At 60.7% G+C, this 12,221-nt stretch carries 13 protein-coding genes and 1 tRNA gene; 8 read left to right on the top strand and 6 right to left on the bottom strand.

The window, feature by feature from the left end:
* Positions 1-56 precede the first annotated feature (56 nt).
* Positions 57-362 (top strand): YkgJ family cysteine cluster protein, encoded by a 306-nt coding sequence (locus C8K66_RS15350; RefSeq protein WP_026139835.1) that lies wholly within the window; start codon positions 57-59, stop codon positions 360-362.
* Positions 363-872: 510 nt separating this feature from the next.
* Here the strand turns inward: C8K66_RS15350 and C8K66_RS15345 are convergent.
* From C8K66_RS15345 to hemA, 6 genes are all read right to left on the bottom strand, one after another.
* On the bottom strand, positions 873-1,391 hold the full coding sequence (locus C8K66_RS15345; RefSeq protein ID WP_046384755.1) for an acyloxyacyl hydrolase: 519 nt from the start codon (positions 1,389-1,391) through the stop codon (positions 873-875).
* Between the two features lie 113 nt (positions 1,392-1,504).
* Complete coding sequence (gene murI / locus C8K66_RS15340; protein ID WP_046384756.1) at positions 1,505-2,299, bottom strand: glutamate racemase; 795 nt, start codon at positions 2,297-2,299, stop codon at positions 1,505-1,507.
* A complete protein-coding gene (locus C8K66_RS15335) occupies positions 2,292-3,047 on the bottom strand; it encodes a molybdopterin-synthase adenylyltransferase MoeB (RefSeq protein WP_108525295.1) in 756 nt (251 codons plus the stop codon). Before C8K66_RS15335 ends, murI begins: the two co-directional genes overlap by 8 nt.
* Positions 3,041-3,871 carry a peptide chain release factor N(5)-glutamine methyltransferase gene (prmC, locus tag C8K66_RS15330; protein ID WP_017844399.1) on the bottom strand — a complete coding sequence of 277 codons (831 nt, stop codon included), beginning with the start codon at positions 3,869-3,871 and terminating at the stop codon, positions 3,041-3,043. Before prmC ends, C8K66_RS15335 begins: the two co-directional genes overlap by 7 nt.
* The gene (gene prfA / locus C8K66_RS15325; RefSeq protein WP_017844400.1) at positions 3,872-4,954 is read right to left on the bottom strand and encodes a peptide chain release factor 1; all 1,083 of its coding nucleotides are present in this window, start codon (positions 4,952-4,954) and stop codon (positions 3,872-3,874) included.
* On the bottom strand, positions 4,954-6,240 hold the full coding sequence (hemA, locus tag C8K66_RS15320; RefSeq protein ID WP_017844401.1) for a glutamyl-tRNA reductase: 1,287 nt from the start codon (positions 6,238-6,240) through the stop codon (positions 4,954-4,956). Before hemA ends, prfA begins: the two co-directional genes overlap by 1 nt.
* Positions 6,241-6,422: 182 nt before the next feature.
* Between hemA and C8K66_RS15315 the strand changes: the two genes are divergently transcribed.
* The 7 genes from C8K66_RS15315 (at position 6,423) to pth (ending at position 12,211) form a co-directional block, all read left to right on the top strand.
* Positions 6,423-8,147, top strand: a complete 1,725-nt coding sequence (locus C8K66_RS15315) for a tetratricopeptide repeat protein (protein WP_108525293.1) — start codon at positions 6,423-6,425, stop codon at positions 8,145-8,147.
* Positions 8,148-8,151: 4 nt separating this feature from the next.
* Positions 8,152-8,769: a lipoprotein insertase outer membrane protein LolB gene (gene lolB / locus C8K66_RS15310; RefSeq protein WP_017844403.1), complete on the top strand. Its 618-nt coding sequence runs from the start codon at positions 8,152-8,154 to the stop codon at positions 8,767-8,769.
* A 49-nt stretch (positions 8,770-8,818) separates the two neighbouring features.
* The gene (ispE, locus tag C8K66_RS15305; protein WP_218168556.1) at positions 8,819-9,622 is read left to right on the top strand and encodes a 4-(cytidine 5'-diphospho)-2-C-methyl-D-erythritol kinase; all 804 of its coding nucleotides are present in this window, start codon (positions 8,819-8,821) and stop codon (positions 9,620-9,622) included.
* A 37-nt stretch (positions 9,623-9,659) separates the two neighbouring features.
* Positions 9,660-9,734: transfer RNA gene (locus tag C8K66_RS15300), tRNA-Gln, on the top strand.
* 46 nt (positions 9,735-9,780) lie between these two features.
* The gene (locus tag C8K66_RS15295; RefSeq protein WP_017844405.1) at positions 9,781-10,722 is read left to right on the top strand and encodes a ribose-phosphate pyrophosphokinase; all 942 of its coding nucleotides are present in this window, start codon (positions 9,781-9,783) and stop codon (positions 10,720-10,722) included.
* 138 nt (positions 10,723-10,860) lie between these two features.
* A complete protein-coding gene (locus C8K66_RS15290) occupies positions 10,861-11,460 on the top strand; it encodes a 50S ribosomal protein L25/general stress protein Ctc (protein WP_017844406.1) in 600 nt (199 codons plus the stop codon).
* A 166-nt stretch (positions 11,461-11,626) separates the two neighbouring features.
* A complete protein-coding gene (gene pth / locus C8K66_RS15285; protein WP_017844407.1) occupies positions 11,627-12,211 on the top strand; it encodes an aminoacyl-tRNA hydrolase in 585 nt (194 codons plus the stop codon).
* The last annotated feature ends 10 nt before the right edge of the window (positions 12,212-12,221 follow it).

The raw sequence follows: 12,221 nt of genomic DNA, 5'->3' as shown, positions 1-12,221 counted from the left end.
AACGTCTGTCAGCCCTTTCACACCTGTGTCACCCGCTTGCCTTACACTGCGTGCCTATGACCAACATCCCCCACACCCAAATCACCACCCCCGCCGTCACCTGCTCGACGTGCGCGGCCTGCTGCTGCCAGCTGGAAGTCATGCTGATCACCGACACGGGCGTGCCCGAGCGCTATATCGACACCGACGATTGGGGCGGCGAAGTCATGCTGCGCCTGGACGACGGCTGGTGCGCAGCGCTGGACCGGGACACGATGATGTGTACGATTTATACGCGTCGGCCGCTGATCTGCCGGGAATTCGAGATGGGCGCGCCGGAATGCCTGACCGAACGCGAAGGGATTGCGACCGCTTACCGCTGATCTCAGGCCGACGAATATCTCAATGTGGGAGGGGGCTTGCCCCCGATAGCAGTGGGTCAGTTGGCAAATTCTGCGACTGACACTGCGCTATCGGGGGCAAGCCCCCTCCCACAGGGTTTTGCAGGGTAACGAGTAGTTTTCGATGCCACCAAACGCGAAGGGATTGCGACCGCTTACCGCTGATCTCAGGCCGACGAATATCTCAATGTGGGAGGGGGCTTGCCCCCGATAGCAGTGGGTCAGTTGGCAAATTCTGCGACTGACACTGCGCTATCGGGGGCAAGCCCCCTCCCACAGGGTTTTGCAGGGTAACGAGTAGTTTTCGATGCCACCGAACGCGAACGGATTCGCGACCGCTTACCGCTGATCTCAGGCCGACGAATATCTCAATGTGGGAGGGGGCTTGCCCCCGATAGCAGTGGGTCAGTTGGCAAATTCTGCGACTGACACTGCGCTATCGGGGGCAAGCCCCCTCCCACAGGTTTTGCAGGGTTTTGCAGGGTTCTGAAGTTACAGCGGCATCGTGTAGTGCAACGAGTAGTTTTCGATGCCGTCGTTATGGTCGCTGAGCCCGGCGTTGGAGTAGTGCATGGCACGAATGCCCACTTCATGCCCGCCGTTAAAGCGCAAACCGAAGCCCAGGCGGTCTTCGAACTGGAAGGCCTGGCCGAGGTTGTTGTCTTCCAACCGCGTGCGGGAGAATGCCGCCACCCCGATCCCGGCCTCGATGTAAGGTTTTACCGATTCCCCGGCGAACTCATACACAAATACCGGGGAGAACGACAGGCTGCTCGCGCCTGCACGGTGATCACCTTCCCAATAGGTGTATGCACCACTCCAATAGCCGGTCAGGCGACCGACGTCGCTCTGCATCCAGCTCTTATCCCAATCCGACGTCAGCCCCAATCGATAGGTGAGCGTCGAATCACCGGTGGCCCCCAGGCCAAACTCAAGGCCGGCGGCCTGCGCCGAAAAAGAGTGTCCCACCACAACGGCCGCAATCGCGGCCAAACAGAACAAGCGCTTCATAAGAAACATCCTTTCCGAACGAAGTTATAGGTTTTTACACAGGGAAATCTCGCTTATAGAAGCCGACTTACTGCCAGAAATTCAGCGTCTAACGGCGAATTTTGACGAAATTTTCACGAGCCGAAGCTTCTCACAACTCCGGGATGTTTCCATAGTGTCGGTAGGATATTTCTTAGATGACACACATCGCCGCTGGTCCAGAACTGGGCAGGGCCCGGAGTGCCGGCGGCCAGCAGATCGCGTTCGCCGAGCAGGCGCTTGAGTTGGCGGGCCACGGCGGCGCCGGTGTCGATCAGGCTGATGCCGGGGGGCAGCATCTGCGCCAGGAGCGGCTTGAGGAAGGGGTAGTGGGTGCAACCGAGGATGATGGTGTCGCAGCCGGCGCTGAGCAACGGTTCGACATAGCTTTGCAACAACTGGCGCAGGGCCGGGCTGCCCAGGTCGCCGGTTTCAATCAGTTCCACCAGGCCTGGGCACGGCCGGGTGATCACCCGCACATCGGTGGCGAAACGGTCGAGCAACGCGGCGAACTTGGCGCTCTGCAGGGTGCCGGTGGTGGCGAGTACGCCGACCACGCCACTGCGGGTCGCAGCGGTGGCGGGTTTGACGGCGGGTTCCATCCCCACCAGCGGCCAGTCGGGGTAGCTCTTGCGCAAGTCGGCCACGGCAGCAACGGTCGCTGTGTTGCAGGCAATCACCAAGGCTTTGGCGCCGCGCTCGCGGAAAAACGCCGCAACCCGGTGTAAACGTTCGCAAATAAAGGCCGGCGTTTTCTCGCCGTAGGGGATGTACCCGCAATCGGCGACGTACAGCAGCGACTCATGGGGCAACAGTTGCTGGATTTCCTCGAGCACCGTCAACCCGCCGATACCGGAGTCGAACACACCGATCGGTGCATCCTTAACCATGCTGCGCCCCACACACACTGCAACCGGGATCGCGCTTGACGCGCAACTCACGGAAACGCGTGGTCAAGGCATCGATCAGCAACAAGCGTCCGACCAGGGGCTCACCGAAACCGGCGAGCAACTTCAACGCTTCCAGGGCCTGCAGGCTGCCGACCAGACCGACCAGCGGGCCGACCACGCCGGCTTCGCTGCAGGTCAGTTCGGTGTCGCTGCCGTGCCCGTATAAACAGTGGTAGCACGGGCTGTCGGCGCGCCGCGGGTCGAATACCGAGAGCTGCCCGTCCAGGCGGATCGCCGCGCCGCTGACCAACGGCTTGCCGGCGGCCACGCAGGCGGCGTTGACCGCTTCGCGGGTGGAAAAGTTGTCGCTGCAATCGAGCACCACATCCACCGCCGCCACTGCCGCGGCCAGGGAGTCGGCATCCAGCGCAGTGCGATGGGTGAGCAGTTTGACCTCGGGGTTGAGCGTGGTCAGACGTCGGATGGCCGAATCGACCTTGCTCAGGCCGACACTGTCCGTGTCATGGATGATCTGGCGTTGCAGATTGGTCAGGTCGACGGTGTCGAAATCCGCCAGATGCAACTCGCCGACCCCGGCCGCCGCCAGGTACAGCGCCACCGGCGCGCCCAGGCCGCCGAGGCCGACGATCAAGGCGCGACCGTTTTTCAGGCGCAATTGGCCGTCGATGTCGACCTGTTTCAACAGAATCTGTCGGCTATAGCGCAACAGCTCCTGGTCGCTCAGCATGGCCGGCGCCCCAGGCTGATGCGTTCGTGGCCGCCGAGGTCGATGCGGCTGTGGACGCCTTCAAAGCCCTGACTCAGCAGCAGGTCACGCACCGCCGCGGCCTGGTCGTAACCGTGTTCCAGCAACAACCAACCGCCCGCGTTGAGGTGGGCCGGCGCCTCGGCGATGATCAGCCGCAGGTCGTCCAACCCATCATGGCCCGCCACCAGCGCGCTGGCCGGCTCAAAACGCACGTCGCCAGCCGCCAGGTGCGGATCGTTGGCGGCGATGTAGGGCGGGTTGCTGATGATCAGGTCGTAGGTGTGGCCTTGCAACGCGCTGAACCAGTGACTGTTGAGCACAGTGGCATTGTGCAGGTTCAGGCGCTGGCGATTGCGTTCGGCCAGGGCCACGGCTTCGAGCACGCGGTCGACGGCGGTGACGTGCCAGGCCGGGCGCTCGCTGGCCAGGGCCAGGGCGATGGCGCCGCTGCCGGTGCCGAGGTCGAGCACCTTGGCCGGCGTGGCGGGCAACAATTCCAGGGCCGCCTCGACCAGCAGTTCGGTGTCCGGGCGCGGGATCAGCGTGTGGGGCGCGACTTCCAGGTCCAGCTTCCAGAAACCTTGCTGGCCGAGGATGTAGGCCACCGGCTCACCGGCGCGGCGGCGTTGCAGGTAATCGGCGAAGGTCAGCGCGGCTTCGCTGCTGACGATTTTTTCCGGCCAGGTGTGCAGGTAGCTGCGGGACTTGCCCAGGGCAGCCGCGAGCAACAGCTCCACGTCCAGGCGTGCGGTGGGCGAGTCGGGCAGGTCGGCGGCGCGGAGCAGGCTGGCGATGATGGTCATTTATTCACCTATCGCCGCCAATTGGTCGGCCTGGTATTCGACGAGCAACGGCTCGATCACCGCGTCGATGCCACCGGCGAGAATCTCGTCCAGGGAGTAGAGCGTGAGGTTGACCCGGTGGTCGGTGACCCGGCCCTGGGCAAAGTTGTAGGTGCGGATGCGCTCGGAACGGTCGCCCGAGCCGACCAGCAGTTTGCGTTCACTGGCAATCGCGTTGGCGGCGGCGCTGGTCTGCTGGTCATTCAATTTGGCCGACAGCCAGGACATGGCCCGCGCCCGGTTCTTGTGCTGCGAACGCTCTTCCTGGCATTCAACCACGATGCCCGACGGCAAGTGCGTGATGCGGATCGCCGAGTCGGTCTTGTTGATGTGCTGACCACCGGCACCGGATGAACGGTAGGTGTCGACGCGCAGGTCCGCCGGGTTGATCTCGATGGCTTCCTGCTCGTCCGGCTCGGGCAACACCGCCACGGTACACGCCGAGGTGTGGATACGGCCTTGGGATTCGGTGGCCGGCACCCGTTGCACGCGGTGCGCGCCGGACTCGAATTTCAGCTTGCCGTACACGTTGTCGCCTTCGACGCGGGCGATGACTTCTTTATAGCCGCCGTGTTCGCCTTCGTTCTCGGACAGGATCTCGACGCGCCAGCCACGCCGCTCGGCATAACGCGAGTACATGCGGAACAGGTCGCCGGAGAAAATCGCCGCCTCGTCGCCGCCGGTGCCGGCGCGGATTTCGAGGAAGACGTTGCGCCCGTCGTTGGGGTCCTTGGGCAGCAGCATGCGTTGCAGGTCGCCTTCGAGCTCGGCCAGTTTGTCTTTGGCTTCACGGACTTCTTCCACGGCCATTTCACGCATGTCCGGGTCGCTGTCCTTGAGCAGGGCCTGGGCGCCCTCCAGGTCGGCCTGTACTTTCAACAGGTTCTGATAGGTGAGCACAATGGGCTCAACTTCGGCGTATTCCTTGGAATAAGCGCGGAACTTGGCCTGATCGGAGATGACCTCGCCGTCGCCGAGCAACGCAGTCAGTTCTTCGAAACGGTCCTGGAGCACGTCCAGTTTGTTGAGCAGTGACGCTTTCATTACGGTTTTTTATCCGAAGAGCTATCTGACGCGCCCTCACCGAGGGCAAAGAGTTCCTGCGCCATGGCCAGCGCATCGAGGCGGCCTTCGGCAGTGAGTTTTTTCAGTTGTACGCTGGGAGCGTGCAGCAACTTGTTGGTCAAGCCGCGGGCCAGTTGCATCAGCACGTCTTCGGCGTTGCCGCCATTGGCCAATAAGCGCTGGGCCTTGCTCAACTCCTCGTCGCGCAGGCGTTCGCCCTGCTGACGATACGCCTTGAGCACGTCCACCGCCGCCAGTTCGCGCAGGCGCACCATGAAGTCTTCGGCGCCGACGCTGACCATTTCCTCGGCGGCCTGGGCTGCGCCCTGACGGCTCTTGAGGTTTTCGGCGACCACTTCGTGCAGATCGTCGACGCTATACAGGTAAACGTCGTCCAACTCGCCGACTTCAGGCTCGATATCCCGGGGAACGGCAATATCCACCATGAAGATCGGCTTGTGCTTGCGCAGCTTCAGCGCGCTTTCTACCGCGCCTTTACCCAGGATCGGCAACTGGCTGGCGGTGGAACTGATGACGATGTCGCTGCGCACCAACTCGGCCGGGATATCGGCCAGCAGCACGGCGTGGGCGCCGAACTGTTCGGCGAGGATGCTGGCACGCTCCAGGGTGCGGTTGGCCACCACGATACGCTTCACGCCGAGGTCGTGCAGGTGACGGGCGACCAGGGTGATGGTCTCGCCGGCACCGATCAGCAAGGCCTGGCTGCGCTGCAAGTCGCTGAAAATCTGTTTGGCCAGGCTGACGGCGGCAAACGCCACGGACACCGGGTTTTCCCCGATGGCGGTGTCGGTGCGTACCTGCTTGGCGGAATTGAACGTGGCCTGGAACAGGCGCCCCAGCAGCGGCCCCACGGTGCCAGCCTCACGCGCCACGGCGTAGGCGGATTTCATCTGGCCGAGGATCTGCGGCTCGCCCAGGACCAGCGAATCGAGACCGGACGCCACACGCATCATGTGACGAACTGCCGCATCGTCCTCATGCACATAAGCGCTCGCGCGCAGGTCATTGAAGTCCAAATGGTGGTAATCGGCCAGCCAGCGCAGCACGACATCCGCTGAAAGATGCTCCTGCTCTATATAAAGCTCGCTGCGATTGCAGGTGGAAAGGATCGCAGCTTCGCGGCTGTCGGTGAGTCGGCAGAGCTGCTGCAAGGCCTCAACCAACTGCTCAGGCGTAAACGCCACGCGCTCGCGCACGTCTACGGAGGCAGTCTTGTGGTTAATACCGAGTGCGAGGAAGGCCATTCAATATCGCTGATGATGTCGGGAAGCCGACAATTGTCCTACTTCGATAGATTCAGAACAACCACCGTCGTCTATTGTCCCTATGCGTTGTGCCTATAAAGGCATCCACTGAGACTCGGTTATGTTTGGCCGAAGGCTTGTGTCATGATGATCCGACCGCAGGTTAGTCGTCCTCTTCCTATATGAATAGATCCTCCGCGTTGCTCCTCGCTTTTGTCTTCCTCAACGGCTGCCAGGCCATGGCCCCCGTGTCGACCGACGGTACACCGCCGGTGGAAGAGAGCACCCCAGCCCCTGAAAAGCCCAAGGTTTACTCCTCGTTCACTGAAGATACGGTGTACAGCCTGCTGACCGCAGAACTGGCCGGCCAGCGCAATCGTTTCGATATTGCGCTGGATAATTACGTGACCCAGGCCATCAATACGCAAGATCCGGGCATCTCGGAGCGGGCGTTTCGCATCGCCGAGTACCTGGGGGCCGACCAGGCTGCGCTGGACACCTCGCTGATCTGGGCGAAAAACGCGCCGGACGACCTGGAGGCACAACGGGCGGCAGCCATTCAATTGGCGCGCTCGGGGCGCTACGACGACTCCATGACCTATATGGAGAAAGTCCTGCAGGGCAAGGGCGACACGCATTTCGACTTTCTTGCGCTGTCGGCGGCCGATACCGACCAGGACACGCGCAACGGGCTGATGAAGAGTTTCGACCGCCTGCTGCAAAAACACCCGAAGAACAGCCAGCTCGTGTTCGGCAAGGCCTTGCTGCTGCAACAGGACGACGAAGCCGAAGCCGCGCTGAAGCTGCTGGAACAGAACCCACCGGAAGAAGGCGAGATCGCGCCGATCCTGCTGCGCGCACGCCTGTTGCAGAACCTCAACCGCGGCAAGGAAGCGATTCCGCTGCTGGAAAAAAGCATCAAGAAGTACCCGGAAGACAAGCGCCTGCGCCTGACTTACGCGCGCACGCTGGTGGAGCAGGACCGCATGGAGGACGCCAAAGTGCAGTTCGCCAACCTGGTCCAGCAATACCCGGACGATGACGAATTGCGCTACTCCCTGGCGCTGGTGTGCCTGGAAGCCAAGGCCTGGGACGAGGCCAAGGGCTATCTGGAAGAGTTGATCGAGCGCGAAAGCCATGTGGACTCGGCGCACCTGAACCTCGGCCGCATCGCCGAAGAAAACAACGATCCCCAGGCCGCCCTGCTCGAATACGCCAAGGTCGGCCCCGGCAACGACTACCTGCCCGCCCAGTTGCGCCAGGCCGACATTCTGATGAGCAACGGGCGCACCGACGAGGCGGAAAAACGTCTGGTCGCGGCGCGCGAGGCGGAACCGGACTACGCGATCCAGCTGTACCTGATCCAGGCCGAAACCTTGTCGGCCAACAATCAGGCCGAGCGCGCCTGGAAAGTCTTGCAACAAGCCTTGCTGCAATACCCCGACGACCTGAACCTGCTCTACACCCGTGCGATGCAGGCGGAAAAACGCAATGACCTGGCGCAGATGGAAAAAGACCTGCGCCTGATCATCAAGCGCGACCCGGACAACGCCATGGCGCTCAATGCCCTGGGCTACACCCTGTCCGACCGCACCACGCGTTACGCCGAAGCCAAGGTGCTGATCGAACAGGCCCACAAGCTCAACCCGGAAGACCCGGCCGTACTCGACAGCCTGGGCTGGGTGAACTACCGCCTGGGCAACCTGGACGAGGCTGAGCGCCTGCTGCGCCAGGCGCTGGAGCGCTTCCCCGACCAGGAAGTTGCCGCCCACCTGGGCGAAGTGCTCTGGGCCAATGGCAAACAGCGCGAAGCCCGGCAAATCTGGGAGAAGTTCCTCAAGGAACAACCCGAAAGCCCCATCCTGCGCGGCACCATCAAGCGCCTGACCGGTTCCGAGACCCTTTAAGTTTATGTTCTTGCGCCACTTTATCGTTTTCAGCTTCATCGCCTTGCTCGCCGGTTGCGCGGGCTTCGGTGCCCGCGAGTCCGTTGAGGGCCAGGGCAACCCGGCGCAATGGAAACAGCACAAGGCCCAGCTCAGCAGCATCGATGGCTGGCAGATCGAAGGAAAAGTCGGGGTACGCGCGCCGAAAGATTCCGGCAGCGGCACCTTGTTCTGGCTGCAACGCCAGGACTACTTCGATATCCGCCTGTCCGGCCCATTGGGGCGCGGCGCCGCCCGCCTGACCGGCCGACCGGGGCAAGTCAGCCTCGAAGTGGCCAACCAGGGTCGCTACGAAGCCGTCTCCCCGGAGGCGCTGCTGGAAGAGCAGATCGGCTGGAAACTGCCGGTGTCGCACCTGGTCTGGTGGGTACGCGGCTTGCCCGCCCCCGACAGCAAAAGCCGCCTGAGCCTCAATGGCGACAGCCGCCTGGCTTCCCTGGAGCAGGACGGCTGGCAGGTCGAATACCTGAGCTACGTGCAACAGAGCGGTTATTGGCTGCCCGAGCGGATCAAACTGCACGGCACCGACCTTGATATCACGCTGGTGATCAAGGACTGGCAACCACGCAAGCTGGGGCAATAACGTGACCGTAGAGAAACTGACCCTGCCCTCCCCGGCCAAACTCAATCTGATGCTGCACATCCTGGGACGCCGCGAAGACGGCTACCACGAGTTGCAGACGCTGTTTCAATTTCTCGACTACGGCGATGAACTGACATTCGCCGTGCGCGACGATGGCGTGATCCGACTGCACACCGAATTCGAAGGGGTGCCCCACGACAGCAACCTGATCGTGAAGGCCGCGAAAAAACTTCAGGCGCAATCGGGTTGCGCCTTGGGCATCGACATCTGGATCGATAAAATCCTGCCCATGGGCGGCGGCATCGGTGGCGGCAGCTCGAATGCCGCGACCACACTGCTGGGCCTGAACCACTTGTGGAAGCTCGGCTGGGACCTCGATCGCCTGGCCGCACTGGGCCTGACACTGGGCGCCGACGTCCCGGTTTTCGTGCATGGGCACGCGGCTTTTGCCGAGGGCGTGGGAGAAAAACTCACCCCGGAAAACCCCGAAGAGCCTTGGTATGTCGTGCTTGTCCCGCAAGTATCTGTAAGTACAGCAGAAATTTTTTCAGATCCACTGTTGACACGTAACTCTCCTCCCATTAAAGTGCGCCCCGTTCCCAAGGGAAACAGTCGAAATGACTGCTTACCGGTTGTAGCAAGGCGTTATCCAGAAGTACGTAACGCTTTGAATTTGTTAGGTAAATTTACCGAAGCAAAATTAACCGGCACTGGAAGTTGTGTGTTTGGGGGCTTCCCAAACAAAGCTGAAGCTGATAAAGTCTCGGCCCTTCTTACAGAGACCCTTACAGGGTTTGTAGCGAAAGGAAGCAACGTTTCGATGTTGCATCGCAAGCTGCAAAGTCTGCTCTAAAAGGAACCGAGTACTGGGTACTCGTTGCAACAGATACAGGGGCGTCGCCAAGCGGTAAGGCAGCAGGTTTTGATCCTGCCATGCGTTGGTTCGAATCCAGCCGCCCCTGCCATTTTCCTTTACTCATCCAGGTTACCCTCAGCCTCTAGGTACTGCGCGTGTCCAAGATGATGGTCTTTACGGGGAACGCCAACCCCGATCTGGCTCGACGTGTTGTTCGTCAGCTGCATATCCCTCTCGGTGACATCTCTGTCGGTAAATTCTCCGACGGCGAAATTACCGCCGAGATCAATGAAAACGTCCGCGGTAAAGACGTCTTCATTATCCAGCCGACCTGCGCTCCGACCAACGATAACCTGATGGAACTCGTCGTGATGGCTGATGCCTTCCGCCGCTCCTCAGCGACTCGAATCACAGCTGTAATCCCTTACTTTGGTTATGCCCGTCAGGATCGCCGTCCGCGTTCCGCACGTGTAGCTATCAGCGCGAAAGTCGTGGCTGACATGCTCACCGTGGTAGGCATCGACCGTGTTCTCACGGTTGACCTGCACGCTGACCAAATCCAGGGGTTCTTCGATATTCCGGTAGATAACATCTACGGCTCCCCCGTATTGGTGGATGACATCGAAGACCAGCGCTTTGAAAACCTGATGATCGTGTCCCCGGACATTGGTGGCGTCGTGCGTGCACGGGCTGTCGCCAAATCCCTGGGCGTTGATCTCGGGATCATCGACAAACGCCGCGAGAAAGCCAATCACTCTGAAGTGATGCATATCATCGGTGATGTCGAAGGGCGTACCTGTATTCTGGTTGATGACATGGTCGACACCGCCGGCACCCTGTGCCACGCGGCGAAAGCCTTGAAAGAGCACGGTGCGGCAAAAGTCTTCGCCTACTGCACACACCCTGTGCTGTCGGGCCGAGCGATCGAGAACATCGAGAACTCAATGCTGGACGAACTGGTGGTGACCAACACCATCCCGTTGTCCGCTGCAGCTCAAGCCTGTCCGCGTATCCGCCAACTGGATATCGCACCGGTAGTTGCCGAAGCGGTTCGCCGCATCAGCAACGAAGAATCGATCAGCGCGATGTTCCGTTAAGGGTCAAACCTTCGGATCACCTCACTGACGAAAAGCGCCCCGCCCCGGCATATTGTCGGGGCGGGGCTTTTTTGCCCATATCGCCTTTAGCGCTGGTCGCAAACGCTGGGGCGAATGTGGTTATTTTGGAGATACAACATGAACGAATTTATTCTGAATGCTGAAGTGCGTTCCGACCTGGGGAAAGGTGCGAGCCGCCGCCTGCGTCGTCTCGCAAGCCTGGTTCCAGCTGTAGTTTACGGTGGCGACAAAGCCCCTGAATCCATCAGCATGCTGGCCAAAGAAGTTGCCAAACTGCTGGAAAACGATGCGGCCTACAGCCACATCATTTCGCTGAACGTCGGCGGCACCAAGCAGAACGTCATCATCAAGGCCCTGCAACGTCACCCAGCTAAAGGCCACGTGCTGCACGCTGACTTCGTTCGCGTCGTTGCCGGCCAGAAACTGACTGCCGTCGTGCCTGTGCACTTTGTTGGTGAAGAAGCTCCGATCAAAAAAGGCGGCGAAGTTTCGCACGTTGTTGCCGAGATCGAAGTGACCTGCCTGCCGAAAGACCTGCCTGAGTTCATCGAAGTCGACCTGTCGGCTCTGGAAATCGGCGAAATCCTGCACCTGTCCGACCTCAAAGCCCCTAAAGGCGTTGAGTTTGTCGCACTGGTTCACGGTGATGACAAAGCGGTTGCCAACGTTCACGCTCCACGCGTTGCTCCAGAAGCTGAAGAAGGCGCTGCAGAGTAATTCACTCTGTATTGCCGGAGCTTGAGGAAACATCGCGGACCGAAACGTAGCGAGAAAGCGGGCGATAACGCGACGTTTACTCTTGAGTAAATGATCCCTTGTCGTCCACTTTCGCCGCACTCAGGTCGGCATTGTTATCCACAACTCCAAAGGAAGGGCCCCTGTCGTGACTGCCATTAAACTGATCGTTGGCCTGGGAAATCCAGGCGCAGAATACGAACAGACCCGGCATAACGCGGGGGCCCTTTTTGTTGAGCGCATCGCCCACGCCCAAGGTGTAAACCTGGTGGCCGATCGCAAGTATTTCGGCCTGACCGGACGCTTTTCGCATCAGGGTCAGGATGTTCGTCTGTTGATTCCCACCACCTACATGAACCGCAGCGGCCAGGCTGTCGCGGCGCTTGCGGGGTTCTTCCGGATCAAACCCGAAGAAATCCTGGTGGCCCATGACGAACTGGACCTGCCTCCCGGCGTTGCCAAGCTCAAGCAAGGCGGCGGGCATGGCGGGCACAATGGCCTGCGCGACATCATCGCGCAGCTGGGCAATCAGAATACCTTTTACCGTCTGCGGCTCGGCATTGGCCACCCAGGCGTTGCCAGTATGGTTTCAAATTTCGTCCTGGGTCGTGCGCCACGCGCCGAACAGGAAAAACTCGATGCCTGCATCGACTTTGCCCTCGGCGTGCTGCCGGATATCCTCGCCGGGGAATGGAACCGCGCGATGAAAAACCTGCACAGCCAGAAGGCCTGACTCTTTTCCG

It is taken from the genome of Pseudomonas sp. GV105, from assembly GCF_003058185.1.
Lineage (GTDB): Bacteria > Pseudomonadota > Gammaproteobacteria > Pseudomonadales > Pseudomonadaceae > Aquipseudomonas > Aquipseudomonas veronii.
The sequence above is the reverse complement of the archived record's forward strand: the minus strand, read 5'-3'. Positions and strand labels throughout refer to the sequence as shown.